At 72.6% G+C, this 26,264-nt stretch carries 24 protein-coding genes and 1 riboswitch; of the genes, 11 read left to right on the top strand and 13 right to left on the bottom strand.

Translation table 11 applies throughout. The annotated features are described in order from the left end of the window. Positions 1–36 precede the first annotated feature (36 nt). Both G3I54_RS30835 and G3I54_RS30830 read left to right on the top strand, forming a co-directional pair. Positions 37–1,074: an iron chelate uptake ABC transporter family permease subunit gene (locus G3I54_RS30835; RefSeq protein ID WP_343240476.1), complete on the top strand. Its 1,038-nt coding sequence runs from the start codon at positions 37–39 to the stop codon at positions 1,072–1,074. Then, positions 1,071–1,862, top strand: coding sequence for an ABC transporter ATP-binding protein (locus G3I54_RS30830; protein ID WP_164619381.1), 792 nt, complete (start codon positions 1,071–1,073; stop codon positions 1,860–1,862). Before G3I54_RS30835 ends, G3I54_RS30830 begins: the two co-directional genes overlap by 4 nt. A 130-nt stretch (positions 1,863–1,992) precedes the next feature. On the opposite strand, the gene G3I54_RS30825 is transcribed toward G3I54_RS30830, so the two are convergent. Continuing rightward, on the bottom strand, positions 1,993–3,048 hold the full coding sequence (locus tag G3I54_RS30825; RefSeq protein ID WP_164619380.1) for a PRC and DUF2382 domain-containing protein: 1,056 nt from the start codon (positions 3,046–3,048) through the stop codon (positions 1,993–1,995). A 324-nt stretch (positions 3,049–3,372) separates the two neighbouring features. On the opposite strand from G3I54_RS30825, the gene G3I54_RS30820 reads away from it, so the two are divergent. Then, positions 3,373–4,041 carry an adenosylcobinamide amidohydrolase gene (locus G3I54_RS30820; protein WP_164619553.1) on the top strand — a complete coding sequence of 223 codons (669 nt, stop codon included), beginning with the start codon at positions 3,373–3,375 and terminating at the stop codon, positions 4,039–4,041. 6 nt (positions 4,042–4,047) lie between these two features. Here G3I54_RS30820 and G3I54_RS30815 read toward each other — a convergent pair whose 3' ends face one another. The 8 genes from G3I54_RS30815 to G3I54_RS30780 form a co-directional block, all read right to left on the bottom strand. Beyond that, on the bottom strand, positions 4,048–5,301 hold the full coding sequence (locus G3I54_RS30815; RefSeq protein WP_164619379.1) for a sulfite oxidase: 1,254 nt from the start codon (positions 5,299–5,301) through the stop codon (positions 4,048–4,050). 21 nt (positions 5,302–5,322) lie between these two features. Beyond that, positions 5,323–6,552 (bottom strand): homoserine O-acetyltransferase, encoded by a 1,230-nt coding sequence (locus G3I54_RS30810; protein ID WP_164619551.1) that lies wholly within the window; start codon positions 6,550–6,552, stop codon positions 5,323–5,325. Further along, positions 6,549–7,910 (bottom strand): bifunctional o-acetylhomoserine/o-acetylserine sulfhydrylase, encoded by a 1,362-nt coding sequence (locus G3I54_RS30805; protein WP_164619378.1) that lies wholly within the window; start codon positions 7,908–7,910, stop codon positions 6,549–6,551. The genes G3I54_RS30810 and G3I54_RS30805 overlap by 4 nt, the downstream gene beginning before the upstream one ends. 253 nt (positions 7,911–8,163) lie before the next feature. Further along, on the bottom strand, positions 8,164–8,742 hold the full coding sequence (locus tag G3I54_RS30800) for a thioesterase family protein (protein WP_239144661.1): 579 nt from the start codon (positions 8,740–8,742) through the stop codon (positions 8,164–8,166). After that, a complete protein-coding gene (locus tag G3I54_RS30795; protein ID WP_164619376.1) occupies positions 8,739–9,746 on the bottom strand; it encodes a 3-hydroxyacyl-CoA dehydrogenase NAD-binding domain-containing protein in 1,008 nt (335 codons plus the stop codon). Before G3I54_RS30795 ends, G3I54_RS30800 begins: the two co-directional genes overlap by 4 nt. 86 nt (positions 9,747–9,832) lie before the next feature. Further along, the gene (locus G3I54_RS30790) at positions 9,833–10,726 is read right to left on the bottom strand and encodes a 3-keto-5-aminohexanoate cleavage protein (protein WP_203687406.1); all 894 of its coding nucleotides are present in this window, start codon (positions 10,724–10,726) and stop codon (positions 9,833–9,835) included. 66 nt (positions 10,727–10,792) lie between these two features. Then, entirely contained in the window at positions 10,793–11,698 is a 906-nt protein-coding gene (locus G3I54_RS30785) for a TetR/AcrR family transcriptional regulator (protein WP_164619373.1), read from the bottom strand. A 136-nt stretch (positions 11,699–11,834) separates the two neighbouring features. Next, complete coding sequence (locus G3I54_RS30780; RefSeq protein WP_164619370.1) at positions 11,835–12,716, bottom strand: RNA polymerase sigma factor SigF; 882 nt, start codon at positions 12,714–12,716, stop codon at positions 11,835–11,837. 511 nt (positions 12,717–13,227) lie between these two features. On the opposite strand from G3I54_RS30780, the gene G3I54_RS30775 reads away from it, so the two are divergent. The 6 genes from G3I54_RS30775 to G3I54_RS30750 all read left to right on the top strand — a co-directional run bounded on the left by G3I54_RS30775 (position 13,228) and on the right by G3I54_RS30750 (position 20,427). After that, a complete protein-coding gene (locus G3I54_RS30775; protein ID WP_164619368.1) occupies positions 13,228–13,989 on the top strand; it encodes a GNAT family N-acetyltransferase in 762 nt (253 codons plus the stop codon). Between the two features lie 234 nt (positions 13,990–14,223). Then, positions 14,224–15,447 (top strand): PP2C family protein-serine/threonine phosphatase, encoded by a 1,224-nt coding sequence (locus tag G3I54_RS30770; RefSeq protein WP_164619366.1) that lies wholly within the window; start codon positions 14,224–14,226, stop codon positions 15,445–15,447. Between the two features lie 80 nt (positions 15,448–15,527). Continuing rightward, the gene (locus G3I54_RS30765; RefSeq protein WP_164619364.1) at positions 15,528–16,238 is read left to right on the top strand and encodes a TetR family transcriptional regulator; all 711 of its coding nucleotides are present in this window, start codon (positions 15,528–15,530) and stop codon (positions 16,236–16,238) included. Then, a complete protein-coding gene (locus G3I54_RS30760; RefSeq protein WP_164619363.1) occupies positions 16,235–17,035 on the top strand; it encodes an SDR family NAD(P)-dependent oxidoreductase in 801 nt (266 codons plus the stop codon). Before G3I54_RS30765 ends, G3I54_RS30760 begins: the two co-directional genes overlap by 4 nt. A gap of 119 nt (positions 17,036–17,154) precedes the next feature. Then, on the top strand, positions 17,155–18,195 hold the full coding sequence (locus G3I54_RS30755; protein ID WP_164619361.1) for an NAD(P)-dependent alcohol dehydrogenase: 1,041 nt from the start codon (positions 17,155–17,157) through the stop codon (positions 18,193–18,195). A gap of 381 nt (positions 18,196–18,576) precedes the next feature. Further along, complete coding sequence (locus G3I54_RS30750) at positions 18,577–20,427, top strand: ABC-F family ATP-binding cassette domain-containing protein (protein WP_164619359.1); 1,851 nt, start codon at positions 18,577–18,579, stop codon at positions 20,425–20,427. Here the strand turns inward: G3I54_RS30750 and G3I54_RS30745 are convergent. From G3I54_RS30745 to dhaK, 4 genes are all read right to left on the bottom strand, one after another. Continuing rightward, positions 20,391–20,894: an NUDIX domain-containing protein gene (locus G3I54_RS30745; protein ID WP_164619357.1), complete on the bottom strand. Its 504-nt coding sequence runs from the start codon at positions 20,892–20,894 to the stop codon at positions 20,391–20,393. The two genes, G3I54_RS30750 and G3I54_RS30745, sit on opposite strands and share 37 nt — an antisense overlap. A gap of 45 nt (positions 20,895–20,939) precedes the next feature. Next, positions 20,940–21,350, bottom strand: coding sequence for a PTS fructose transporter subunit IIA (locus tag G3I54_RS30740; RefSeq protein WP_164619355.1), 411 nt, complete (start codon positions 21,348–21,350; stop codon positions 20,940–20,942). Next, positions 21,347–21,955, bottom strand: a complete 609-nt coding sequence (dhaL, locus tag G3I54_RS30735; RefSeq protein ID WP_164619353.1) for a dihydroxyacetone kinase subunit DhaL — start codon at positions 21,953–21,955, stop codon at positions 21,347–21,349. The genes G3I54_RS30740 and dhaL overlap by 4 nt, the downstream gene beginning before the upstream one ends. A 114-nt stretch (positions 21,956–22,069) precedes the next feature. Continuing rightward, positions 22,070–23,062, bottom strand: coding sequence for a dihydroxyacetone kinase subunit DhaK (dhaK, locus tag G3I54_RS30730; protein WP_164619351.1), 993 nt, complete (start codon positions 23,060–23,062; stop codon positions 22,070–22,072). Between the two features lie 206 nt (positions 23,063–23,268). After that, positions 23,269–23,493, top strand: a riboswitch (cobalamin riboswitch). Between the two features lie 166 nt (positions 23,494–23,659). On the opposite strand from dhaK, the gene nrdI reads away from it, so the two are divergent. Further along, positions 23,660–24,088: a class Ib ribonucleoside-diphosphate reductase assembly flavoprotein NrdI gene (gene nrdI, locus G3I54_RS30725; RefSeq protein ID WP_164619349.1), complete on the top strand. Its 429-nt coding sequence runs from the start codon at positions 23,660–23,662 to the stop codon at positions 24,086–24,088. Continuing rightward, positions 24,085–26,253, top strand: a complete 2,169-nt coding sequence (gene nrdE, locus G3I54_RS30720; protein WP_164619347.1) for a class 1b ribonucleoside-diphosphate reductase subunit alpha — start codon at positions 24,085–24,087, stop codon at positions 26,251–26,253. The genes nrdI and nrdE overlap by 4 nt, the downstream gene beginning before the upstream one ends. The last annotated feature ends 11 nt before the right edge of the window (positions 26,254–26,264 follow it).

The following is a 26,264-nucleotide window of genomic DNA, read 5'->3' as shown; positions in this document are numbered from 1 at the left end:
GCGCAACCCGTCGCCGCCGCCCCGCAGCCGGTCGCCGTGCCGTCCGGGCCGGTGTGGAGCGGCGGCCCGCTCGCCGTCCTCCTCTGGGTCGGCGGCGTCCTGCTCCTGCTGCTCTCCGTCGCGGTCGCCGTGACCATCGGGCCCGCCCGGATCTCGGTGCCCGACGTCTGGTCCGCCGTCGCGGCGCACCTCGGGTTCGGCGTCGGCGACCTCAGCCCGATCCGGGACGGCATCATCTGGAACCTCCGTATGCCCCGCACCCTCCTCGCCGCCGTGTGCGGCGCGGGGCTCGCGGTGTGCGGCACGGTGATGCAGTCCCTGCTGCGCAACCCGCTCGCCGACCCCTTCGTCCTCGGCGTCTCCTCCGGAGCCTCGACCGGGGCGGTCGTGGTAGTCGTCCTCGGGGTCGGCGGGGGAGCGGTGTCGCTGTCGGCCGGGGCGTTCGTCGGGGCCATCTGCTCGTTCGCCCTGGTGCTGCTGCTCAGCCACACCCTCGGCGGCTCCACCGACCGGGTCGTCCTCTCCGGCGTCGCCGCGATGCAGCTCTTCTCCGCCCTCACCTCCTTCGTCGTGATGACCTCCGCCGACGCCGAGCAGACCCGCGGGGTGCTGTTCTGGCTCCTCGGCTCGCTCAGCGGCGTCGGCTGGAGCGAGGTCGCCCTCTGCTCCGCCGTGCTCGCCGTCTGCCTGGTGGTCTGCCTGGCCCACGCCCGTACGCTCGACGCGTTCGCCTTCGGGCAGGACGCCGCCGCCGCGCTCGGCGTGAACGTCGCCCGCACCCGGATCGTGCTGCTCTGCACCACCGCCCTGCTGACCGCCGCCCTGGTCAGCGCGGCCGGGGCGATCGGCTTCGTCGGCCTGGTCCTGCCGCACGCGGCCCGCGCCCTCACCGGCTCCGGGCACCGGCGGCTCCTCCCGGTCACCGCGCTCGCCGGGGCGATCTTCCTGGTGTGGGTCGACACCCTCGCCCGGACCGTCCTGGACCCGCAGGAGGTACCGGTCGGCGTCGTCACCGCGCTGATCGGCGTCCCCGCCTTCGTCCTCGTCCTGTACCGCACCCGGAGCACGTCATGAGCCGCACCACGAACGGTTCCGGAGGCCTGCGCGCCGAGCGGGTCGGCCGGGAGGCGGGCGGCCGGCTCATCCTCGACGGCGTGGACATCGCCCCGCCGCCCGGCTCCACCGTCGGACTCATCGGCCCCAACGGCTCCGGCAAGTCCACCCTGCTGCGCATCCTCGCGGGCCTCCTCGCCCCGGCCACCGGTGTCGTCACCCTGGACGGGAACCCCCTCGCCGGCCTCGGCCGCCGCACCGTCGCCCGCCGGATCGCCGTCGTCGACCAGCACGCGGTCACTCAGGTCGACCTCAGCGTCCTGGACGTCGTACGCCTCGGCCGCATCCCGCACCGGCGCGCCTGGTCCGCCCCCGACCGCACCGACGAGGACGCCGTCGCCGAGGCACTGCGGCGCACCGGGCTCACGGACCGGGCCGGCCAGTCCTGGCACACCCTGTCCGGAGGCGAACGCCAACGCGTCCAGATCGCCCGGGCCCTGGCCCAGCAGCCCCGCGAACTCCTCCTGGACGAACCGACGAACCACCTCGACATCCAGCACCAGCTGGACCTGCTCGCCCTGGTCGCCGAACTCCCCGTCACCAGCGTCGTCGCGCTGCACGACCTCAACCTCGCCGCGATGTTCTGCGACCGGATCACCGTGATGAAGGCCGGCCGGGTCGTCGTGGGCGGCACCCCGGCCGAGGTCATCACCGGCGAACTCATCGAGGACGTCTACGGGGTCCGGGCGGTCGTCACCCCGGAAGGACCCGAAGGACGCCCCTCGGTACGGTTCCTGCCGCGCCGCTGAGCGCCGTACGGTCCTCCCGGTACGCCGCTGAGCGCGCACGGCGCCGGACAGCCCGCCGGGCGGACCCGTGTACGAGTCCGCCCGGCGGCCGAGGACGTGGGAGCGGCCGTATGGCCACCTGGGGGGCTGGTCAGCGGCGTCGCCCCTGGCCGAACTCGCCACCGGCGTCCTTGCCGGTGCCCATGTCCTTGCCGTCCGCGTAGTCGATCTTCTCCTTGCGGACCTCGGCGGAGACTTCCTTCTGCTCGGTGACCCGGTTGGTCTCCAGCCGGACCCGCTCCACCGGCACGGCCTCCTTGCGTACGGTGGCGCGCTCCGCGTGCAGGGTGACCTCGACGTCCTGCTCACCGAAGTCCGTCGTCCCGGTGGTCTTCTCACCGGGCTGGAGCGGTTCGCGGACCACGCGTACCTCTTCGTGGGACACGGGCACGGTCCGGGTGACCTCCTCGGTCACCACGTACTTGTGCAGCCGCGCCTTGCCGCTCTCGTACTCCTCCTTGCCGACGTGCAGCTGCTCCTCGGAGCGGATCATCTCTTCCTTGCCGCTCATGTCGGCCGCCCGGGACGTGCCCGCTCCGGCGCCCGCCAGCGGGCGTGCCGTGGTGGAGGCGTCCGTGTCGCGGTGCCTGCCCGTACCGCTGCCTGCTCCTGCCATGCCCGCAGCTCCTGTCGTTCCCGCGCCGGCCATCCCGGCGCTCGTCCCGGCCGTGGTCGCCTTCCCGGTCGCCTTGGCTCCGGGGGCCGTTCCGGTCCCACCTGCCGCGCCCGCGGCGCCCGCGGCGCCGGCCGCGCCCATCGCCCCGGTCCCGGCGGTGGTCGGCGCGTCCATGCCGGACGACCGGTTGTCGCCGAGGTTGCCGGACTTCCTGGTCAGGCCGTAGTGCCGGTACAGCTCCTCCTCCTCCGCGACGGAGAGGTGCGCGTCCGCGTCCACCCGCGGTGCGTCCTTGACGCTGTCCTTCGGATGGGCGACGTGCAGGTCGGAGCCCACTCGACGGGCTCCGGCGAGCGGGACGAAGCTCTCCTTCATGCCGAACAGGCCGGTCTTGACCGTGACCCAGTCGGGCTTGCCGGTGTCGTCGTCGACGTACACCCGGCCCACACTGCCGACCTTCTCGCCGTCGTTGTCGTACACGGTCAGACCGTCGAGTTCTCCGGAATCCGTGAAACCGTCAGCGGCTCCCATAACCGATTCCTCCTCTCGGGCACGCCCTGTGGTTGGCTCCACCGGAGGTGGCGCGTCCGGATTCCATCGCGCCTCACCCGCATGCACGCTGCAACCGCCCGCCTGCCCGGATCGAGGCCCCCGGACGCCCGGTGCGGGGCCTCGGCCCCGTGCGGCGGTGCCGGGCCGCCCCGGCACCCGTTAGGCCAATCGGGTGAGGGCGCGGCTCCGGCATATGATCGGCGGACCGTGGCGGCCGAACGGCGGACCACGGCGACCGGTCGGACGACGGACCACCGCCGACCTGCCGAACCCGCCGACCCGCCGAGCCACCAGGGGTGCGCCATCTCCTCCGTACGCGTCCGGCTGCCCGCGCAACGCGGCGAACTGCGCGCCCGGTCCGAGGACGGGCACCGCCTCCACCACCTCCTCTGGCGGCTGGGGCCCGGCGTCCGGGTCTGCAGCAGCGCGGTTCTCGGCGGCGGCATCGGCCCCCGGGCCTGGGTCCTCAACGCCCAGGTCCCCGGTGGCTACCCGCGCCTCGACCCGGACCGCCACCTCGCCGAGATCGCCGCGGCGGAGGGGCTCACCGGCCCGGGCGCCGGGCTGATGACCGCCGCCGACGTCGCCGCGTACACGACCGGCCACGACGGCGGTGTCGCGGCGACCGTCACGGCGGGTCTCGGCGTACGGGGCTGGGCGGCGGCCCCCGACGGCGCCCAGGCGCCCCCGTTCCGGCCGGGCACGGTCAACATCGTCGTCACGCTTCCCGTCGCGCTCTCCGACGCCGCCCTCGTCAACGCCGTCGCCACCGCCACCGAGGCCAAGGTCCAGGCCCTCCTGGACGCCGGACTCGACTGCTCGGGCACCCCCACGGACGCCGTGTGCGTCGCCGCCCCCGAACCGGGGCCCGACGGCGGCGAACCCTTCGCCGGACCCCGCTCGACCTGGGGCGCGCGCATCGCCCGCGCCGTCCACAGCGCCGTACTGGCCGGGGCCCGCCCGGCGGCGTGACGGGACTCAGCCCACCGTCACCGGGTGCCGGACCACCGCGTCGAACAGATAGCCCTGGGTGTTGTGCGCGGTGGCCACCGGCTGCCTGCGCCCCGAACGGTCCGTCGCCCGCGCCAGCAGCACGGCCGGCCCCCGCTCCCTCGGCACCCAGTCGGCCGTCCAGCGCACCCAGCTCCCGGCCCGCGGCTCGTCCCGCAGCCGGGCCGCGCGCCAGTGCGCACCCCCGTCGGTGCTGACCTCCACGGCCCGCACGGGTGCCCCGCCCGACCAGGAACGCCCGGTCAGCAGCGCGCGCCGGTGGGCGCGGAACGAGGCTCCGGGGGCCAGTTCGAAGGCGCTCTTCAACGTCTGCCGGGCCAGCGGCGCGCTGCCCTCGGGCGGATGCCCGGGACCGAACAGCCGATAGAGGCCGGTGTTCCACGGCGTGAGCAGCGGCTCGGCGCTCACCTCGATGTCGCCGACCCACTTGATGTTGGCGATGCCCACCCACGACGGCACGATCAGCCGGACCGGGTAGCCGTGGTCGGGCGGCAGCGGCTCGCCGTTCATCTCGTACGCGAGCAGGACGTCGTCCAGCGCCTTCGCCACGGGCAGCGGACGGCGCACCCGCCCCAGGTTCACCCCGTCGGTGACGACCTCCGCGTCCAGGCCGCGCGGCAGGACGTCCACCGCGTGCCGCCCGACTCCCGCCCGGCGCAGCACGTCCGCCAGCCGCACCCCGCGCCAGCGCGCCGTCCCGATCGCCCCGAGCGTCCACGCGGTGCCGCTGACCGTCTGGCCCTGCTGGGAAGTGAAGTAGCTGCGCCCGTTGCCCGCGCACTCCACGAACGCGGTCCGCGTCACCGAGGGCAGGGCCCGCAGATCCGCGAAGGTGAAGTCCACCGAGCCGCCCCGCAGCCCGTCGCCCCAGACCGTCAGTTTCCAGTCGGCCCGGTCGATGCGCGGGGTGGCGGTGTGGTTGCGTACGAAGAACCGGTCGGCGGGGGTGAGCAGGCCGGTGCCCCGCAGGGCGTCGAAGTTCGTCTCCGCGTTGGTGCCGCGCAGCGTGAACAGCTCCGGGGGCAGCGGCTTGACCACCCCGGGCAGCCCGTCGGCCGCCTGCGCCGGTGCGGCGACCGAGGCGAGCGGCACGGCCGCGGAGGCGGCCGCGACCAGCTTCAGCAGATCGCGGCGCTCGATCCCGGCGGAGCGCGCCCGGCCCCGGGACCACTGCCGCATCCGTATCCGGTCGTAGGCGTCCTCGGTCGGCACCGGGCTCATGGAAACTCCTCGCAGGTCAGGTCAGGTCAGGTCAGATCGGGTCAGGGGTGACGTGGGGATGGGGGCGGGGGGCGGGGGGGCGGTGCGAGGCTGTGTGCGCGGCGCGAGCAACTCCCGTACGAGCGTGCCCACCTGCTCCGTCTCGATGAGGAAGCCGTCGTGCCCGCAGGGCGAGACGATGGTGCGCGGCGCGTCCGCCCCCGGCAGCAGCGCCGCCAGGCGCTCCTGCTGCGCCAGTGGGTACAGCCGGTCCGAGTCCACCCCCGCGACCAGGGCGGGCATGTCCGCCCGCCGCAGCGCACGGGCGATCCCGCCCCGGCCGCGGCCGACGTCGTGCCCGTTCATCGCCTCGGTGAGCGTCACATAGCTCCCCGCGTCGAACCGGCGCACCAGCTTGTCCGCGTGATGGTCGAGATAGGACTCCACCCGGTAGCGGCCGCCGTGCGCGGGCTCCTCCCCGGGCTGGGCCCGGCCGCCGAAGCGGGCGTCCAGCTCGGGTTCGCCGCGGTAGGTGATGTGGGCGATCCGGCGCGCCTGCCCGAGGCCCCGGTGCGGGCCCTCGCCCGGGGGCGCCCGGTGGTAGTCGCCGCCCCGCCACCCCGGGTCGGAGCGGATCGCGCCGATCTGCACCGAACCCCAGGCGATCTGATCGGCGGACGAGGCGGCCGGGGCGGCCAGCACGAGCAGCGAACCGGTCCGCTCGGGTCTGCTCACCGCCCACTCCAGGGCGCGCATACCGCCCATCGACCCGCCGAGGACGGCCGCCCACCGGTCGATGCCCAGCACATCGGCGAGCGCCGCCTCCGCCGCCACCTGGTCCCGCACGCTCAGATACGGGAAGAGGGACCCCCACGGCGTGCCGTCCGGGCCGGGGGAGGAAGGGCCGGTGCTGCCCTGGCAGCCGCCCAGGACGTTGGGCGCGACGACGAACCAGCGGTCGGTGTCGAGCGCCCGGCCCGGACCGACCAGCGCGTCCCACCAGCCGGGTGTCGGATGGCCCGGCCCCGCGGGCCCGGCGACATGGCTGTCGCCCGTCAACGCGTGCAGGACCAGTACGGCGTTGGAGCCGTCCGCCGCCCGCTGCCCCCAGGTCTCGTAGGCCAGGCGCACCCCCGGCAGCCGGACTCCGGACTCCAGGGGCAGCGGATCCTCGATCGCCGCCCAGCGACGACGACCGGGCGGGTCCCCCTCGCGCCGGCCGCCGGAGGCCGGCGCGAGGGGGAGTGCGCGGTGCGCGGCCGTCCGGTTCAGGACGCCGCCTTCGCGGCCCGGAACCCCGCCTCCAGATCGGCCTTGAGGTCGTCCACGTTCTCCAGCCCCACCGAGAGCCGCACCAGACCGGGCGTGGCGCCGGTGGCGATGAGCTGCTCCTCGGTGAGCTGACTGTGGGTGGTGGAGGCCGGGTGGATGATCAGGCTGCGTACATCACCGATGTTGGCGAGGTGGCTGAACAGCCCGACGGCGTCCACGAACTGTCGGCCCGCCTCCGCCCCGCCCGTCAGCTCGAAGGCCAGCACGGCCCCGGCCCCGCGCGGCAGATAGCGCTGCCCGGCCTCGTACCAGCGGTTCGACTCCAGCCCCGCGTAGTGCACGGCCGACACCTCGTCGCGCCGCTCCAGCCAACGGGCGAGCTCCAGCGCGTTGGAGGTGTGCCGCTCCAGCCGGAGGCTGAGCGTCTCGATGCCCTGGAGCAGCAGGAACGCCGAGTGCGGCGCGAGGGCGGGGCCCAGGTCGCGCAGCAGCTGCACCCGGAGCTTCACCGCGAACGCGCTCGGGCCCAGATCGGGCCAGTAGCGCAGTCCGTGGTAGCTCGGGTCGGGCTCCTGGAAGTCGGGGAAGCGTTCGGCGTGCGCCCCGAAGTCGAACGTGCCGGCGTCCACGACCACGCCGCCGATCGTCGTACCGTGCCCGCCGAGGAACTTGGTCGCCGAGTGGACCACGATGTCCGCGCCATGCTCGATCGGCCGCAGCAGGAAGGGCGTCGGCACGGTGTTGTCGACGATCAGCGGCACCCCGGCCTGGTGCGCGGTGTCCGCGACGGCCCGGACGTCCAGCACGTCGCCGCGCGGATTGCCGAGCGTCTCGGCGAAGAACGCCTTCGTGTCGGGCCGGACGGCGGCCCGCCACGACTCCAGGTCCTCCGGGTCCTCGACGAACGTCACCTCGATGCCGAAGCGGGGAAGCGTGTGGCGGAAGAGGTTGTAGGTGCCGCCGTACAGCGACGGGGAGGAGACGATGTGGTCCCCGGCCCCGGCCAGCGTCAGGATCGCCAGCGTCTCGGCGGCCTGCCCCGAGGCCAGCGCGACGGCGGCGACCCCGCCCTCCAGAGCGGCGATGCGCTGCTCCAGGACGTCCTGGGTGGGGTTGTGGATGCGGGTGTAGATGTTGCCCGGCTCGGCCAGCGAGAACACGTCGGCCGCGTGCTGCGTGTCGCGGAAGACGAAGGACGTCGACTGGTAGATCGGCACCGCGCGGGCACCGGTCGTCGGGTCCGGGGCGGCGCCGGAATGGATCTGCTTGGTCTCGAACGACCAGGCGGCGCCGGGGTCCTGCCGGTTCTGGTCCTCGGGGGTGTGGCCTGCGGTGACGGAGTCGAGGGGCTGGCTCATGTGGTACCTCGCACGGGGGCGGTGACGGGCTGAATACGGACCGTAGGCCGCACTCCGCGCCCTCGGAAGCGTGTCGCCCGCTTGGCCACGAACCCGCAACGACCCTTCATGCCCCGCAATACGGCGGCAACGGAGACGCCATGCCCGGCCCCGGAACCGCCGCTCGCCGCCACCGCCAGGACAGGCGGTGACGGCGAGCGTCGACGGGGCGTCGACGGGGCGTCGACGGGGCGTTGACGGGGCCGGGGTCGGCTCAGCGGGCTGCCGGGACCTCGGCGATCGAGCGGCCCGCCCACTCGGGCGCCGGTTCGACGAGCGCGGTCAGCCGTTCCCGTACGGAATCCGGGAACGGGGCGGTGCGGCCGACCCGTTGGTCCACATGGAGCGCCAGCAGCTCGCTGGTCGCCACCGGGGCGGCCTCCGGCTCCGGTACGGCGTCCGGCGCGTCGACCACGTACAGCTCGTGGCAGAAGCGCGCCTTCTTCGCGTCCGCCCCCAACAGGCGGGTGCGGACGGCGAGATGGGCACCCTCGGCCACGTCGCGGAGATAGCGCAGATGCGACTCGACGGTGTAGAGCGAGCAGCCGGTGCTCTCCCGGTAGCCGGCGTGCAGACCCGTCTCGATCATCATCGCGTCGGTGGCGTACCCGAAGACGAGGACGTAGAACGCCTCGCTCATATGCCCGTTGTAGTCGATCCACTCGGGCCGCACGGTCCGGTGGATCAGGGGGAGTTCCGTGGCGTCGTCGGTCACGGTCGTCTCCTCGACGCCGGTGTCCTCGTGGCCGGTGCCTTCGGGGTTGGTGTGCCCGGGGTTGGTGTGCTCGTTCATCGGGTCGCCTCCTCGGCGGACCGGGGCAGTCGGCCCGTGGCCCGCAGGACGTCGATGACGCCGCGGTCCCGCTCGGCCACCAGGTCGGCGATGCTCCGGCCGTCCGCGGCTTCCTCGCAGCCGGCCACCACCGCCTCGTACAGGGCACGGTCCAGTTCGGGTGCTTCGAGCCGGGTCCAGGGCGACTTCAGCGACGGGCCGAAGTGGTCGAGCATATGGGCCATCCCGCCCTCGCCGCCTGCGAGCGCGAACGTGAGCATCGGGCCCATCACGGCCCAGCGCAGCCCCGGCCCCTCGGTGATCGACGCGTCTATCTCCTGTACGGTCGCCTCTCCGTTGGCGACCATGTGCAGGGCCTCGCGCCACAGGGCCTCCTGGAGCCGGTTGGCTATGAAGCCCGGCACCTCGCGGTCCATGGTGATCACGGACTTGCCCGCGACGGCGTAGAAGCGCGACGCCCAGTCGACCGCGGCGGGCGCGGTCCGGTCACCGCCGACGACCTCGACCAGGGGGATGAGGTAGGGCGGGTTGAAGGGGTGCCCGACGACGAGCCGCCCGGGGTCGGCTGCCTCCGTCTGCATGTCCGTCATCGGATAGCCGGAGGTCGACGAGGCGATCACCGTACCGGCGGGCGCGGCGGCGTCCAGCCGGGCCAGCAGATCGCGCTTCAGGTCCAGCTTTTCCGGGGCGCTCTCCTGGACGAACTGGGCTTCGGCCACGGCCTCTTCGAGGGTCGCGGTGACGGTCAGCCGGTCCTGCGACGCTCCGTCGGCCAGGCCGAGCTGTTCCAGCGCGGGCCAGGCGGCGGCGACGAGCCGACGCAGCCGGACGGCGGCGTCCGGAGCCGGGTCCCAGGCGGTGACGTCGTAACCGCGGGCGAGGAAATGGGCCGCCCAGCCACCGCCGATCACCCCGGCCCCGACGCACGCCACTCGGCGTACGTCCTCCGGGGCGCAGGGGGCGGCGGGGCAGTCGGCGGCGGCAGGGGAGGGGGTGACAGTCACGGGCGACACTCCGGAATGAAGGTGGGGGAAGGGTGGGGGCTGCGGGGGGATGTGGGGGAGGGGGAGCGAGGGGTGAGGCGATGTGGTCAGGCGCGCGGGCGCAGGCCGAGCTTCTCGCGTGCCTCGTCGGGCGTGGCGACGCGGGAACCCAGCGATTCGGTGATCCGCACGGCGCGCTCCACCAACTGGCCGTTGGTGGCCTTGACGCCCTTGCCCAGATAGAGGTTGTCCTCCAGTCCGACCCGGACGTGTCCGCCGAGCAGGATCGACTGGGCGACCCAGGGCATCTGCATCCGGCCGAGCGCGAAGCTCGCCCACTGGGCGCCCTGCGGAAGCATGTTGACCATCGCCTGGAGGACGCCCGGGTCGGCGGGCGCGCCCCACGGGATGCCCATGCAGAGCTGGAAGACCGTGGGGTCGTCGAGCAGCCCCTCGGCGAGGAGCTGCTTGGCGAACCACAGCTGCCCGGTGTCGAAGATCTCCAGCTCGGGCCGGACCCCGAGTTCCTGGATGCGCTTCGCGCCGGTCCGCAGCATGTCGGGGGTGGAGACATAGAGGTTGCTGCCGTCACCGAAGTTGAGCGAACCGCAGTCCAGGGTGCAGATGTCCGGCAGCAGATCCTCGACGTGCGGCAGCCGGTCGAGACCGCCGACCAGGTCGGTGCCCGGCAGCTGCCGGAGCGGGGCCTCCGGGTCGATGACGAGGTCACCGCCCATCCCGGCGGTCAGGTTGATGACCACATCGGTGCCGGTCTCCCTGATCCGCTCGACGACCTCCCGGTAGAGGCGGGGATCGCGGGAGGGCGCGCCGGTCTCGGGCTCGCGGACGTGGATGTGGACCACGGCCGCCCCGGCGCCGGCGGCCTCGACGGCGGAGGCGGCGATCTGCTCGGGCGTCACCGGGACATGGGGGCTGCGGCCGACGGTGTCGCCGGCTCCGGTGAGGGCGCAGGTGATGATGACGTCCTGGTTCACGGGCATACGAAAACGTCTCCTCTCGGGAGTTGGGGAAGCTCGGGGAACTAGGGGTACGAGGGGTGCGAGGCGTCAGCTGGTGGGGTCGGGCGCGGTCAGGCAGGCGTCCACGTGGGCGGTCAGCGCGTCGTGCATGGACTGTGCGCCGGTGCCCGGGAGGCCGGGCTCGGTGGCCAGGACCTGGGAGGCCAGTCCGTCGATCAGCGCGGTGAGGGCGAGGGCCGCGCCGTCCACGTCGACCGGACGGAACACGCCCTGCTCGACGCCGCGACGGATCACGTCGGCGACCGTCCCGCGCCACTGGCGGTAGTACTCCACATGGAGCCGTCCGACCGTGGTGGACCGGGCGGCCTCGGCCCAGAGGTCGAGCCAGACGCACCACTGCCGCCGTTGCTGTTCGGTGCGGGGCGTCTGGAGCTCGATCAGCAGGCGCAGTTCGTCCCCGGCATGACGGGTACCGGCCGTGGCGTCGGCACGGCGACGGGTGTCCTCGTCCATGCACCAGCGGACCGCCGCTTCGAGCAGCTCGTCACGGCCGGGGAAGTGGTAGTGGATCGCGGCCGTGCTGGTGTGGCAGGCCGCGGCGATGTCCGCGACCCGCACGGCATGGAACCCGCGCTCGGCGATCAGCCGGACGGTCTCGCGCACGATCTGCAGGGGCCTGCCGCCTTCGGGCGAGGGCGAGGCCGGGCGGGTGGCCGACGGGGAACGCACGGGCGAAACCGCTGATGCCTCTGATGCCACACCCGCCGTCGCGCTGCCCGCCGCACCGCCCGTCGTGCCGATCAGCAGGCCGACGTCCACGCCGCCGATGTCCGCGATCCGGGCCAGTTCGGCGGCGGTGAAGCGACGTGTCCCGTTCAGGGAACGGGACAGCTTCGACGGATCGATGACGATCCGCCGCGCGAACTCGCGCGCGCTCACACCCGCCTCGTCGATCACCTGTCGGACCCGTGCGGCCACCTCGTCCTGCTGCATGGTCGACCACCGTAGCCCTGTGTTGAGAAAACCTCAACACAGGCAGAGGCTGACCTGGAAAAGAAGGGGCGTTGCGGTTCTGACTGATGCATCAGTCAGAACCGCAACGCCCCTTCCGCGGCTCGCGATGGCCAGGTCACTCCTGGGTGAGCATCCCGTTCCGCAGCTTGCCCAGCATCCGGCTCAGCAGCCGGGACACATGCATCTGCGAGATCCCGAGCTCCGCGCCTATCTGCGCCTGGGTCATCTCCTGCCCGAAGCGCATGTCGATGATCCGACGCTCCCGTTCGTCCAGTTCGCCCAGCAGGGGCGCGAGGGCGTGGAGGTTCTCCACGGTCTCCATGGCGGGGTCCGGCTCGCCCAGCACATCGGCGAAGGTTCGCCCGGAACTCTGGCCGGGCCCGGCCTCCGCGGTGTCGGTCGGCATGTCGAGGGAGCCCGCCGTATAGCCGTTGGAGGCGACGATTCCCTCCGTGACCTCGGACTCCTCGATCCCCAGGTCCTTCGCCAGCTCCCGCACCGTGGGGTCCCGGTCGAGGTCGCCCGCCAGGGACTCCTTCGCCTTCGCGAGGTCGACCCGCAGCTCCTGGAGGCGTCGCGGCACGTGCACCGCCCAGCTCGTGTCACGGAAGAACCGTTTGATCTCCCCGACGATGTACGGCACGGCGAACGATGTGAACTCGACCTCGCGCGAGAGGTCGAAGCGGTCGATCGCCTTGATCAGTCCGATGGTGCCGACCTGGACGATGTCCTCCATGTCGCCGCTGCCCCGGTTGCGGAAGCGGTTGGCGGCGAAGCGCACGAGGGAGAGGTTCATCTCGATGAGGGTGTTGCGCGCGTACTGGTACTCGTGCGTGCCCTCCTCCAGGACCTGGAGGCGGTCGAAGAAGAGACGCGAGAGCCGGCGCGCGTCCATCGGGGCGATCTTCCCGGCATCCTCGATCCACGGAAGCTCCTCGGCGCCGCCTGCCCGCTCCGTACCGGCCGCCTGCGCGGTTTGCGCGTTGTGCACGGTCATGTCGCTTCACGCTCCCTGGTTCCTGGTTTCGTGGGCCCTGAGGTCTGTTCGCCTGCCCAGGGGTACGACTCTCATGCGTGAAGGAGGGAGTTGATCTGGCCACACGGTGCGAGTTGGCCGAAAACAGGCAGGGTTCGGCTCTGAAGCGCCGTCAGGGAGAGGTGCGAGCCACCGGCAGGCACAGAAACCGCCCCACCGGTACGGGGGAGCCCGGTGGGGCGGTCGCCACCAGAGTGCCACAGGCAGGCGGTCGTTGGGACCGGACAGGCGCGTATTGGCCTACGGATGAGTCGATTTCGCTGCTGGTCCACGCGGGCGCGCACCCTCGCCCGAGCGGGCGCGCACCAGGCGCATCCACGCGCCCCATTGATTGCGGTGTCATGAACAGACGTCCCACGCGGAATACGGGTCGGATCCATCGACTTTCCGCTGTCGGCGGGCGTGTCGCTCCCGGCGCCGAGCGCCCGCCGCCGAGGAACCGCGCGACGCGAAGGACGGAACGAGGAAGACCATGCCCCAGAACCACACCGGGCCCCGGGCCCACACCCCATCCCGGCTCCACCCGCTGGACAACCCCGCCCGCTCCTCGCTCACCGGTCCGCACGCCCACTTCGCCGAGAGCCGTGGGCGGGTCCTGCGCTACCCCGTCGACGTCACCCCCTGGATCGGGCTCCCGGACGCCCCGGACGCCCAGGACTGGGCCGATGTCGCGGCGCTCGCCGGACCGGGCGGCTCGGTCGCCCTGGCCGCGTTCCAGGCGCAGCCGCCGGAGGACTGGGAGATCATCTTCCGGGCCGAGGGCGTTCAGCTGGTGGACACGTCGGTGGCGGCCGCACCCGACCCGGAGGCGGTCCTGCTGGGCCCGCAGGACGTGCCGGAGATGCTGGACCTGGTGGAACGCACCCGCCCGGGCCCCTTCCTGCCGCGCACGGTCGAGCTGGGCACCTATCTCGGCATCCGCCGGGGCGGCGCGCTGGTGGCGATGGCGGGGGAGCGGCTGCACCCGCCCGGCTGGACCGAGATCAGCGGCGTCTGCACGGACGAGTCCGTACGGGGGCAGGGGCTGGCGAGCCGACTGGTCCTGGCGGTCGCACACGGCATCCGAGAGCGCGGCGAGACGCCGTTCCTGCATGCGTCCGCCTCGAACACCGGGGCCGTACGGCTCTACGAGTCCCTCGGCTTCCGGCTCCGCCGGCGTACGGAATTCATCTCCGCCCTCGTCCCCGCCACGCTTCCGTCGGCCGACGGGAACCGCAGGCCCTCGCTGCGCTGACCGGGCCGCCGGAACCGGCCGCCGGTACCCGTACGACGGGACCTGCGGCACCCCGGCAGGAGGACGGAGGTCCCGGGCCGGAAGTCCCGAACGGGACCTTCGGCACCCCCTCAGGGTCCTAAGCCCTCCTGTGCGAACGCCCGCGCCCCGGTCAACTGGAAGGGACCGGCCGAAACTGCGGGCGGCGCCGAGACACCAGCGGGAGGACAGGCCGTGCCCATGAGGTTGCTGGACATGGCACTGAGGCAGGTTCCGAAACAGGCGCGGAAGCAGAGAGGGGTACGGCACCGGAGCGGTGCCGTACCCGGCCCTGACGCGGGCGCCGCGTCGGTGTCCCGGAGCCGGATCGGCAACTGGACGCTGGTCGGCGGTCTCACGCTGCTGACGTTGCTGGTCGTGTTCCTCGACATCAGGACGGGCAACGACCTGCGGGTCGTACCGCTGCTCGTGGTCGTCCCGGCGCTGGCCTCCGTCTACTGCAGCCTCCGCCAGACCATCTGGGTCGCGGTGTGGATCACCGCGGTCGTCGTCGGCTTCCGGGCCGGCGCGGACGGCACCTTCTGGGACTTCGTCTTCGGCATCGGCTTCGCCGTACTGGCCTGCGCCCTCGGGGTCGCCGCCTGCGCGGCGCGCATCCGGCACGCCACGGAGATGGCCCGGCTGCGCTCCGCCGCCGTCACCCTGCAACGCCAGATCCTGCGACCGCTGCCCGTCGCGACCGGCCACGTCCTCGCGCACGGCCTCTACGAGCCGATCGAGGAGGACCGCTTCGTAGGCGGCGACATCTACGAGGTCGTCGAGTCGCCCCACGGGACCCGCGTGATCATCGGTGACGTCCAGGGCAAGGGCCTCGCGGCCATCGGCGCCGGATTCGCGGCCATCGCCGCGTTCCGCGAGGCGGCCATCCGCGAACCCACGCTCACCGGGGTGGTGGAGGCGCTGGAGGACGCCGTCGTCCGGCACAACGTGTTCTCCGCCCAGACCGGTGAGGCCGAACGCTTCGTGACCGCGCTGGTGCTCGGGTTCGACGGGAGCGGCCGGGTGGAGGCCGTGAACTGCGGCCACCTGCCGCCGCGCCTGCTGCACGACGGCCGGGCCTCGGCCGTCACGCTCCACCGGACGTACGTCCCCCTCGGCCTCGCCGGACTCAGCCGGGAGGCCCGGACGACCGAGTCCTTCGACTTCCCGCCGGGCGCGACACTCCTCGTCGTCACCGACGGGGTGACCGAGGCCCGCGACACCGCCGGTGACTTCTACCCGCTGGACGAGCGGGTCGGGGCCTGGGCCGGGCACGGTCCGCGCGAACTGCTCGACGCGCTCCACGTCGACCTGGAGGACTTCTCCGGAGGCGTCCGGCGCGACGACGTCGCCGCGCTCGCCCTGAGCCACGCCCCCGTCGACGGCGGCCGTCGGCCCGAGACCGCCGGCGAGGACGCCCTGCGCGTAGCGGCGGTCTGACAGCCCTCAGCACCAGCCACCCTGGATGTCCCCACGAGACTTATGTCGCGTGGGGACATTGTCAGGTGTACGGTGCATCTATGACTCCGGAACGGAAGATCCCGGAACGACGCAGCCGCAAGGCGCGCCGCACCCGCGACACCCTGGCGCAGGCCGCGTTCGAGCTGGTGCTCGACCGGGGGCTGCGGAACGTGACGGTCGAGGAGATTGCGGAGGCCGCGGACGTCGACCGCCGTACGTTCAGCCGGTACTTCACGAGCAAGGAGGCCGCCGCCCTCGACTCCCTGCGGGGCGACGGCGACCGCATCAACGCGGCCCTGCGCGCCCGGCCGGCCCCGGAACCACCGCTCCTCGCCTACCGGCGCGCCGTCCTCGACTGGCTCGCCGACCCCGGCGCGGAGCCCTGGCACCGCCGCCCCCGGATCTTCGACCTGCTGGTCGTCGCCGAGGAGGAGCCGACCCTCTACGCGGCCTTCCACCACATCCGGGTGGACGCCCAGGAGGACTCGGTAGCCATCGTCGCGGACCGGCTCGGCGTCGATCCGCGGCAGGACATCCGGCCCGCCGTGACCGTCGCCGCGGGAGCGGGCGCCCTGCTCGCCGCCCAGGCCGCCTGGGTGCGCGGAGGCCGCCCGGACGCCCTGCCCGACCTGGTCACCGAGGCCTTCGACGCGCTCTCCGCCGACCTGCTCGGCGCACCGGGCCCCGCTCCGGAACAGCACCGCACCACAGCAGAAGTAGCAGAAGCAGAAGCAGCTACCGCAGCAGCAGAAACAGAGGCAAGCTCATGAGCACCCCCACCGACCACAGCGCCACCCCCGCGGCCGCGACCGCCGCCTCGGACGAGTTCGCGGGCCGCACCGCCCTCGTCACCGGCGGCGCCTCCGGCATCGGTCTCGCCCTGGCCCGGCGGCTCGCCTCCGGCGGCGCGGCGGTCGTCGTCGCCGACTACGACGAGGAGAACGCGCGCAAGGCCGCGGCCGAGCTGGAGAGCACCGGAGCCAGGGCCGCCGCCGTCGCGATGGACGTCACCGACCCGGCCTCCGTCGAAGCGGGCGTGCGGTTCGCGGTGGACACCTTCGGCGCCCTCCACCTGGCCGTGAACAACGCCGGCATCGCCGGCCCCAGCAGCCCCACCGGCGAGTACCCGGTCGAGGACTGGAACCGCGTCGTCGCCACCAACCTCAGCGGCGTTTTTTACTCGATGCGCTACGAACTGCCCGCCATCGTCGCGGCGGGCGGCGGCGCGATCGTCAACATGTCCTCCATCCTCGGCACCAACGGTTTCGCGGGGTCGCCCGCCTACGTCGCGGCCAAGCACGGCGTCGTCGGCCTCACCAAGACCGCGGCGCTCGAATACGCCGGGCAGAACGTCCGGGTCAACGCGGTCGGCCCCGGCTTTATCGACACCCCGCTCCTGCGGAACACCGACCCGGGGGCCCGCGAGCACCTGATCTCCCTCCACCCGGCCGGACGGCTCGGCACCGCCGAGGAGGTCGCCGAACTCGCCGCCTTCCTGCTCTCCGACAAGGCCTCCTTCATCCACGGCAGCTACCACCTGGTGGACGGCGGCTACTCCGCCCCGTGACCGAGGGCCCCGAGTGGCGGACGGGGGACACCGGGGCGAGAAAGAGAACGAAGAGAACACGGGGCACGGGGCGAAGAAGAGAACGAAGAGAAGCAAGAAAGAAGAGGCGAGGAGACCCCATGAAAGCCGTTCAGTACCGAGCCGTCGGCGCCGCCCCCGAGGTGGTCACCGTCCCGGACCCCGAGCCCGGCCCCGGCCAGGTCCTGCTGAAGGGCACCGCCGCCGGCGTCTGCCACTCCGATATCGCCGTGATGAGCTGGCCCGCCGACCAGATCCCCTTCCCGCTGCCCCTCACCCTGGGCCACGAGGGCGTCGGCACGGTCGCCGCCCTCGGTGACGGCGTCGACGGCTTCGCGGTCGGCGACTCCGTCGCGCTGTACGGGCCATGGGGCTGCGGCACCTGTGTGAACTGCGCCGAGGGCAAGGAGAACTACTGCCTGCGCGCCAAGGAGCTCGGCATCATGCCGCCCGGACTCGGCGCACCCGGCGCGATGGCCGAGTACATGATCGTCGACGACCCCCGCCATCTGATCCCGATCGGCGACCTCGACCCGGTCAAGACGGTGCCCCTCACCGACGCCGGACTCACCCCGTACCACGCGATCGTGCGCTCCCGGGCGAAGCTGGTGCCCGGTTCCACCGCCGTCGTCATCGGCACCGGCGGTCTCGGCCACGTCGCGATCCAGCTGCTGCGCGCCATGACGGCCGCCCGGGTGATCGCCCTCGACGTCACCGAGGACAAGCTCGCCCTGGCCAGGACCGTCGGCGCGCACGAAGCCGTTCTCTCCGACGAGAAGGCGGCCGCCCGCGTCATGGAACTGACCGGCGGACTCGGCGCCCATGTGGTCCTCGACTTCGTCGGAGCGCCGCCCACCGTGCGGACCGCCGGGGCCGTGGCCCGCGTGGACGGCGACGTCACCATCGTCGGCATCGGCGGCGGCGCGCTCCCGGTCGGCTTCGGGACGCTTCCGTACGGAACCAACGTCAGCGCCCCCTACTGGGGCTCGCGCAAGGAACTCGCCGAGGTCCTCGACCTGGCCCACGCCGGGGCGGTGGACGTCCATGTGGAGACGTACTCCCTCGACGAGGCCCCGCTCGCCTACGAGCGCCTCCACGACGGCAGGATCAACGGCCGGGCCGTCATCCTCCCCAGCGGCTGACCCCGCCCCGGCCCCCCTTCGGTCCCGCCGCCCCGGTCCTCCTCCGGTCCCGCCCGCCCGGCCGTCCCGGAGCCTGCCCCAACCCAGGCTCCGGGACGGCCGGGACGGGCGGAAATTCTCGGCGTGGCCGGCCGGCCGCCGCTAAACTGGCCCGCATGGGTTCGTACCGCTTCTACTTCTTCCGCTGATTCCCGGCCCGGACGGCCGCCGCGCGCCGCACCACGCGTCCCACTGAGACGCCCGGTGACGGTGCCGATGCCGGCATCGATGTCGCCCCGCGCGCCCGCCGCCGTCCCCTCCGCCGTCCGGCATCCACGCCCCGCCACCGCGTCGCGCCCCCGTGCGCGCCGTCGCGGGCCGTCACCCAGGGAAAAGGCACCCATGCACCCCCAGCGCGACCGCGCTCAACTGGCCATGAAGGACGTCTCCAAGGCGTACGGGGACCGCTCCGTACTCGACCAGGTGACCCTCACCGTCCGGCCCGGTGAGAAGACCGCCGTCATCGGCGAGAACGGCTCCGGAAAGTCCACCCTGCTCCGGCTGCTGGCCGGAGCGGAACAACCGGACACCGGAGAGATCACCGTCCGGTTCCCCGGTGGCACCGGCCACCTCGCCCAGACCCTCGCCCTCGACCCGGCCGACACCGTGCAGGACGCCGTCGACGCGGCCCTCGCCGAACTGCGCGACCTCGAACACCGCATCCGCGAGGCGGAGGCGGGCCTCTCGGAGCGGAAGCCCGGCGACCCGGGGCCCACCGACGCGGAACTCGCCGCGTACGGAGACCTCCTCACCGCCTACGAGGACCGCGACGGCTACCGGGCCGACGCCCGCACCGAAGCGGCTCTGCACGGACTCGGCCTCGCCCACCTCACCCGCGACCGGGCCCTCGCCACGCTCTCCGGCGGCGAGCGGTCCCGGCTGGCCCTCGCCTGCGTCCTGGCCGCCGCCCCCGAACTGCTGCTGCTCGACGAGCCGACCAACCACCTCGACGCCCGTGCCGTCGGCTGGCTGGAGGACCACCTGCGCGCCCACCGGGGCACCGTCGTGGCGGTCACCCACGACCGGGCGTTCCTGGAGCGTGTCACCTCGGTGATCCTGGAGGTCGACCGCGACCTGCGCACGGTCACCCGGTACGGGGACGGCTGGGACGGCTACCGCACCGCCAAGGCCGCCGCCCGCCGCCGCTGGGCCCAGGAGCACGAGGAGTACCTGGCGGAGCTGGCCCGTACCGAGGAGCTGGTCGAGGCGGCCGGCGCGCGGCTCGCCGCCACCGGAGGGGACCCGAAACAGGGCTTCGGCAAGCACCGCCGCTCGCACGAGGCCAAGCTGTCCGGCCAGGTCAGGTCCGCCCGGACCCGGCTGGACGCCCTGCGCAGGTCACCCGTGCCGCCCCCGCCCCGCCCCCTCGCCTTCACCGGCCGCCCGACCGTCACCACCGCCACCGGCGCGGCGGACTGCACCGGAACCGCCACCGCAACCGCGACCGCCACCGGCACCGCGGACTGCACCGGAACCGGAACCGGAGCCGACACCGCGACCGGAGCCGCTACCGGAACCGCAACCGGAGCCGCCACCGGTACGACGGACGGTGCGAGGCCTCTGGTGGAGCTGGACGACGTCTCCGTAGGGGACCGCCTCCGTCTCCCCTCCCTGCGCGTGGCAGCGGGAGCCCGCCTCCTGGTGACCGGCGAGAACGGAGCCGGGAAGACCACCCTGCTGCGGGTCCTCGCGGGCGACCTGGCCCCCGACACGGGCACGGTCACCCGCCGTGCCCGCATCGGCTACCTCCCGCAGGAACTGCCCGCCCGGCCGACCCGGCGCACCCTGCTCGCCACCTTCGCGGCGGGCCGCCCCGGCTTCCCCGACGAGTACGCCGACGAGCTCCTGGCCCTCGGGCTGTTCCGCCCCGAGGACCTCGACGTGCCCGTCGCGTCCCTCTCCGTCGGCCAGCAACGCAGGCTCGCCCTGGCCCGGCTGGTGACCCGGCCGGCCGATCTGCTGGTGCTGGACGAGCCGACGAACCACATCGCGCTGAGCCTGGTCGAGGAGCTGGAGCAGGCCCTCGACCAGTACCGGGGCGCGGTCGTCGTCGTCTCGCACGACCGCAGCTTCCGGTCCCGCTTCACCGGCGACGTCCTCGAACTGCGGGCCGGCCGCCAGGTGGGCACGGTTCCGGCACCGGCCCCGGCCCCGGCCTACGCGTCGGGGGAGGCGGCCGCCCCGCGCACCTGAGCGCGCAGCCGGTCGACGAAGACCCGCTGACCGGCGATCAGCCGCTCGGCGGCCTGCTCCGGCGTGCACCAGGCGAACCGGTCCATCTCCGGGAACTCCTGCTGCACGCCGGAACCGCGCGGCCACTCCATCGTGAACGTCCCCGGCACGACGGACGCCACGTCCAGCTCCGCCTCCAGGGCCCACACGGTCACCGTCTTGCCGCTGCGCTGCCGGGACTCGCCGAGCGCGATCCACTCACCCGGCGGCACCGGAACCCCGAGCTCCTCCGTGAACTCCCGGCGAGCAGCCGCCTCCGCGCTCTCCTCCGACCCGTATTCGCCCTTCGGCACCGACCAGGCGGCGGCCTCCCGAGCCGCCCAGAACGGCCCGCCCATGTGCCCGATCAGCACCTCGACATCCCGCTCGCCCCCGGCGTCCGTGACCCGGAAGAGAAGAAGCCCCGCACTGCGCCTGCCGGTCGACATGTCGTCAAGTTTGCTGCGGCGGAGTGCGGGGCGCCACGCGAGGCGTCACGTCTTGCGGTAGCCGTACGCCTCCGAGGCCGCCGCCTCCACCGCCGCGAGGTCGCCGCCCGCCGAGGCGGTCACCACGGCGGCCACCGCGCCCTCCACGAACGGCGCGTCCACCAGCCGTGTGTTCTCGGGCAGCTCATCGCCCTCGGCGAGCATGGCCTTCACCGTGAGGACCGCGCTGCCCAGATCCACCAGGACCGCCACGCCCGCGCCCCGGTCCACCGAGGCGGCTGCCCGGCCGATCAGCTCCGAGCTCGTCCCGAGCGCGCCGTTCGGCAGCCCACCGGCCGGGGCGACCGGCGCGGTCACCCCTCCGGCGGCGAGCCCACGGGCCAGCTCGGCGACCGACTCGGCGACCGGACCGCTGTGGGAGACCAGCACGATGCCCACCTGCGCCTCGTCGCTCATGCGCCCACTCCGTCCGCGGTCGCCGCCAGGGCCTCGACCAGCAGCGCCGCCGAGGTCGCGCCCGGGTCCTGATGCCCGATGCTGCGCTCGCCGAGATAGCTGGCCCGGCCCTTGCGCGCCTGCAACGGCACCGTCGCCTCCGCGCCCGCCCGAGCCGCGTTCGCCGCCCCGTCGAACGAGGTGGCGAGGGCCTCCGCCGCGGGCAGCAGCGCGTCGAGCATCGTCTTGTCCCCGGCCTGGGCGCCGCCCAGCTGCCCCACCGCGGCGACGCCCGCCGCGAACGCCTGCGCCAACTGCTCCGGCGTCACCTCGTCGGCGTCGCCGAGCGCCTTGCCCGTACGGCGCAGCAGCGTCCCGTACAGCGGACCGGACGCCCCGCCGACGGTGGAGATGAGCTGCCGTCCGGCCAGGGTGAGCACCGCACCGGGGGTGGCGGGCGCGTCCTTCTCCAGCACCGCCGTCACCGCCGTGAAGCCGCGCTGAAGATTGCTGCCGTGATCGGCGTCCCCGATCGCCGAGTCCAGCTCCGTCAGATGGTTCGCCTCACGCTCCACGGACGCCGCGACAGCGGTCATCCAGCGGCGGAAGAAGTCGGTGTCGAGCACATGATCTCCTGTTCCTCGGTCCCGCCGGGACCGATCGTCCCGGCGGCACGGGCAGTACGGCCGACCGGCCCCGTGCCGGGGTCGCGTACACGGTCACGGGATCCGGCCCGTGGTTCAGCAGCCCCAGCGGAGCGCGGCCGTCCGCACCGGCGCGTCCCACAGTCGCAGCAGCTCCTCGTCGACCTGGCACAGCGTCACCGAGCAGCCTGCCATGTCGAGCGACGTCACATAGTTCCCCACGAGCGTACGAGCCACCGGAACGCCCCGCTCGGACAGCACCCGGTGGACCTCGGCGTTGAACCCGTACAGCTCCAGCAAGGGTGTCGCCCCCATGCCGTTCACCAGCGCCAGCACCGGACCGGTGGGGCGCAGATCCTCCAGGATCGCGTTCACGGCGAAGTCGGCGATCTCCCCGGACGTCATCATCGGCCGCCGCTCACGCCCCGGCTCCCCATGGATCCCGATGCCCAACTCCAGCTCCCCGGTGGGCAGATCGAAGGTGGGGCTGCCCTTGGCCGGCGTGGTGACCGCGCCGAGCGCCACCCCGAAGCTGCGCGAGGCCCCGTTCACCTGCCGCGCGACCGCGGCCACCCGCTCCAGCGGAGCGCCCTCGTCCGCCAGCGCTCCGGCGATCTTCTCGACGAACAGCGTCGCTCCCGTACCGCGTCGCCCGGCGGTGAACGTACTGTCGCTCACGGCCACATCGTCGTCCACCACCACCTGGGCGACCTGGACCCCCTCGTCCTCGGCCAGCTCGGCGGCCATCTCGAAGTTGAGCACGTCACCGGTGTAGTTCTTGACGACGAACAGCACCCCCGCCCCACTGTCGACGGCCGCCGCCGCCCGCACCATCTGGTCCGGCACGGGGGAGGTGAAGACCTCCCCGGGACAGGCGGCCGACAGCATCCCGGGCCCGACGAACCCGGCGTGCAGCGGCTCATGCCCGGAACCGCCCCCGGAGACGAGCCCCACCTTCCCCGCCACGGGCGCGTCCTTCCGGGCGACGACCCGGTTCTCCACATCGACGGTCAGCTCGGGGTGCGCTGCTGCGATACCCCTCAGGGCATCGGCGACTACCGTCTCGGGAACGTTGATCAGCATTTTCATGTCTGCCTCCTCGTGAGCCAAGTAGCGGCGTCTCCCATGATCCCGCAGAAGCGTCATGTGGAGCGGCTTGCGACGCTTCGGCCTGTCGGGGAGGCGTGCGGGCGCACGAGGGCAGGGGTGAGCCGACCGCCGAGGGGTTAGGTATACCTAACTTCGTCGCGCAACACAACATCTGGGGTTGCGTGCATCGCCAACCCTCCAGATGTAGTGTTGTCGTTGCTGGTGGTTCGCGGGGCACGGTTGTGCCCCGCGAGGCAAGAGGGAACCCGGTGCAAATCCGGGACTGCCCCGCAGCGGTGAGCGGGAACGAACGCCGTCACAACGCACTGGGTCCGGGAAACGGGCCCGGGAAGCGACGGCCACTAGGCGTCCTGACGTACGTCAGAACAGGCCCGCGAGTCCGAAGACCTGCCACCGGCGCGTGCACCCGTATGCGGTGCACGCGCTTCGAGACCCCGAGGGAGGGTCGCGTGGCCGTCGTACGGAGCCGGGCCCGGCATGCCTTCATCGCCGCCCCGCTCTCCGCCTCACGTGCCGCCGCTCCCCTCCGGTCCTCGGACGACGGAGACAGGAACGAGCGAGAGGAGGCGGCGACCGTTGAGCGGTCTGATCTATTTTTCCAGCGTCTCGGAGAACACCAAACGCTTCGTGGAGAAGCTGGAGTTGCCTGCCACCCGCATCCCCCTGCACCCGCGTCGCGAGGGCATGCCCGAGGCCACCGAGCCGTACGTCCTGATCGTGCCGACCTACGGCGGCGGTGAACGCGCCGGCGCGGTCCCGAAACAGGTGATCCGCTTCCTGAACGTCGAGGCGAACAGAGCGCTGCTGCGCGGAGTGATCGCCTCCGGGAACACCAACTTCGGCGTGGACTACTGCCTGGCCGGCCGGGTCATCTCGGCGAAGTGCGGGGTCCCGGAGCTGTACCGATTCGAACTGCTGGGCACGGACCGCGATGTCCGTGCCGTGAGGGAAGGGCTGCGGAAGTTTTGGACACGACAGGAACCCTTGGCACGGCCGAGGGCATGAGCATCATCAGCACGACGATCACCGCGCCGCCCGCCGAGCGTGAATCGGTCGGCACCCGCCGGGACTACCACGCGCTCAACGCCATGCTGAACATGTACGACTGCGACGGCCGCATCCAGTTCGACCAGGACCGCGAGGCCGTCCGGCAGTACTTCCTCCAGCACGTCAACCCGAACACGGTGGAGTTCGGGTCGCTGAAGGAGAAGATCGACCACCTGATCGGCAACGACTACTACGAGGAGGCGCCGTTCCGGCGTTACGACTGGAGCTTCCTGGAGGGCCTGTACCGGCAGGCGTACGCCCACGAGCACCGGTTCCGTACCTTCCTCGGGGCGTTCAAGTACTACACCTCGTACACACTCAAGACGTTCGACGGCTCGCGCTTCCTGGAGCGGTACGAGGACCGCGTCGTCGCCACCGCGCTGTTCCTCGGCGCCGGGGACGAGAAGCTGGCCTCCGCGCTGGTGGACGAGATGATGACCGGCCGCTTCCAGCCCGCGACGCCGACCTTCCTCAACGCGGGCAAGGCGCAGCGCGGTGAGCTGGTCTCCTGCTTCCTGCTGCGGGTCGAGGACAACCTGGAGTCCATCGGACGCGGCATCAACTCCGCGCTCCAGCTCAGCAAGCGCGGCGGCGGAGTGGCGCTGCTGCTGACGAACCTCCGCGAGCAGGGCGCGCCGATCAAGAAGATCGAGAACCAGTCCTCCGGTGTCGTGCCCGTGATGAAACTGCTGGAGGACTCCTTCAGCTACGCCAACCAACTCGGCGCACGGCAGGGCGCGGGCGCGGTGTATCTGCACGCCCACCACCCCGACATCATGCGGTTCCTGGACACCAAGCGGGAGAACGCGGACGAGAAGATCCGCATCAAGACCCTCTCGCTCGGCGTGGTCGTGCCCGACATCACCTTCGAACTCGCCAAGCGCAACGAGGACATGCACCTGTTCTCGCCGTACGACGTCGAGCGCGAGTACGGAAAGCCGCTCTCCGACCTCTCGGTCAGCGAGCACTACGACGACCTGGTGGCCAACCCGCGGATCCGTAGGACCGTGCTGAGCGCGCGGGAGTTCTTCAAGACGATCGCGGAGCTCCAGTTCGAGTCCGGCTACCCGTACCTGCTGTTCGAGGACACGGTGAACCGGGCCAACCCGATCCCCGGCTGGATCAACATGTCCAACCTGTGCTCGGAGATCCTCCAGGTCAACACACCCAGCACCTACGACGCCGCGGCGAACTACGAGACCGTCGGCAAGGACATCTCCTGCAACCTCGGCTCGCTGAACATCGCCGCCGCCATGGGCTCCGGTGACCTCGGCGCGACGGTGGAAACCGCCGTACGCGGGCTGACCTCCGTCTCCGACCAGTCGGACATCGACGCCGTGCCCTCCGTGGCCCACGGCAACGAGCGCTCGCACGCCATCGGCCTGGGCCAGATGAACCTGCACGGCTACCTCGCCTCGCAGCGCATCCACTACGGCAGCGAGGAGGGCGTCGACTTCACGAACCTGTACTTCTACGCCGTCGCCTTCCACGCCCTGCGCGCCTCGAACCGGATCGCGATCGAACGCGGCACCGCCTTCGACGGGTTCGAGCACTCCGCGTACGCCGACGGCTCGTACTTCGACAAGTACACCGAGCGTGCCTGGGAGCCGGCCACCGACCGGGTCCGCACGCTCTTCGCCGAGGCCGGCGTTCAGCTGCCGACCCAGGACGACTGGCGGGAGCTGAAGGCGTCCGTCCGGGCGCACGGCATCTACAACCAGTACCTCCAGGCCGTCCCGCCCACCGGATCCATCAGCTACATCAACGACGCGACCGCCTCCATCCACCCCGTCGCAGCCAAGATCGAGATCCGCAAGGAAGGCCGCCTCGGCCGCGTCTACTACCCGGCCCCGCACCTGGACAACGACAACCTGGAGTACTTCCAGGACGCGTACGAGATCGGCTACGAGAAGATCATCGACACCTACGCGGCAGCCACCCAGCACGTCGACCAGGGCCTCAGCTGCACGCTGTTCTTCCGGGACACCGCGACCACCCGCGACCTCAACAAGGCGCAGATCCACGCCTGGCGCAAAGGCATCAAGACCCTCTACTACATCCGGCTGCGCCAGGAGGCCCTGGAAGGCACCGAGATCGAGAACTGCCTCTCCTGCACCCTGTGACCGCCCGCCGC

Source organism: Streptomyces sp. SID14515 (assembly GCF_010548505.1).
Lineage (GTDB): Bacteria > Actinomycetota > Actinomycetes > Streptomycetales > Streptomycetaceae > Streptomyces > Streptomyces caviscabies.
This window is presented reverse-complemented; position numbering and strand designations above follow the sequence as displayed.

What these genes read in the sequence shown, in the direction of transcription:
- G3I54_RS30750 (WP_164619359.1), top strand. Translation starts at nt 18,577, where the DNA reads ATGCACCCCCAGCGCGACCGCGCTCAACTGGCCATGAAGGACGTCTCC.
- G3I54_RS30790 (WP_203687406.1), bottom strand. Translation starts at nt 10,726, where the DNA reads ATGCCCGTGAACCAGGACGTCATCATCACCTGCGCCCTCACCGGAGCC.
- G3I54_RS30745 (WP_164619357.1), bottom strand. Translation starts at nt 20,894, where the DNA reads ATGTCGACCGGCAGGCGCAGTGCGGGGCTTCTTCTCTTCCGGGTCACG.
- G3I54_RS30760 (WP_164619363.1), top strand. Translation starts at nt 16,235, where the DNA reads ATGAGCACCCCCACCGACCACAGCGCCACCCCCGCGGCCGCGACCGCC.
- G3I54_RS30765 (WP_164619364.1), top strand. Translation starts at nt 15,528, where the DNA reads ATGACTCCGGAACGGAAGATCCCGGAACGACGCAGCCGCAAGGCGCGC.
- dhaK (WP_164619351.1), bottom strand. Translation starts at nt 23,062, where the DNA reads ATGAAAATGCTGATCAACGTTCCCGAGACGGTAGTCGCCGATGCCCTG.
- G3I54_RS30775 (WP_164619368.1), top strand. Translation starts at nt 13,228, where the DNA reads ATGCCCCAGAACCACACCGGGCCCCGGGCCCACACCCCATCCCGGCTC.
- G3I54_RS30755 (WP_164619361.1), top strand. Translation starts at nt 17,155, where the DNA reads ATGAAAGCCGTTCAGTACCGAGCCGTCGGCGCCGCCCCCGAGGTGGTC.
- G3I54_RS30780 (WP_164619370.1), bottom strand. Translation starts at nt 12,716, where the DNA reads ATGACCGTGCACAACGCGCAAACCGCGCAGGCGGCCGGTACGGAGCGG.
- G3I54_RS30740 (WP_164619355.1), bottom strand. Translation starts at nt 21,350, where the DNA reads ATGAGCGACGAGGCGCAGGTGGGCATCGTGCTGGTCTCCCACAGCGGT.
- G3I54_RS30805 (WP_164619378.1), bottom strand. Translation starts at nt 7,910, where the DNA reads ATGAGCCAGCCCCTCGACTCCGTCACCGCAGGCCACACCCCCGAGGAC.
- G3I54_RS30800 (WP_239144661.1), bottom strand. Translation starts at nt 8,742, where the DNA reads ATGAACGAGCACACCAACCCCGGGCACACCAACCCCGAAGGCACCGGC.
- G3I54_RS30830 (WP_164619381.1), top strand. Translation starts at nt 1,071, where the DNA reads ATGAGCCGCACCACGAACGGTTCCGGAGGCCTGCGCGCCGAGCGGGTC.
- G3I54_RS30785 (WP_164619373.1), bottom strand. Translation starts at nt 11,698, where the DNA reads ATGCAGCAGGACGAGGTGGCCGCACGGGTCCGACAGGTGATCGACGAG.
- G3I54_RS30770 (WP_164619366.1), top strand. Translation starts at nt 14,224, where the DNA reads ATGGCACTGAGGCAGGTTCCGAAACAGGCGCGGAAGCAGAGAGGGGTA.
- nrdE (WP_164619347.1), top strand. Translation starts at nt 24,085, where the DNA reads ATGAGCATCATCAGCACGACGATCACCGCGCCGCCCGCCGAGCGTGAA.
- G3I54_RS30825 (WP_164619380.1), bottom strand. Translation starts at nt 3,048, where the DNA reads ATGGGAGCCGCTGACGGTTTCACGGATTCCGGAGAACTCGACGGTCTG.
- G3I54_RS30815 (WP_164619379.1), bottom strand. Translation starts at nt 5,301, where the DNA reads ATGAGCCCGGTGCCGACCGAGGACGCCTACGACCGGATACGGATGCGG.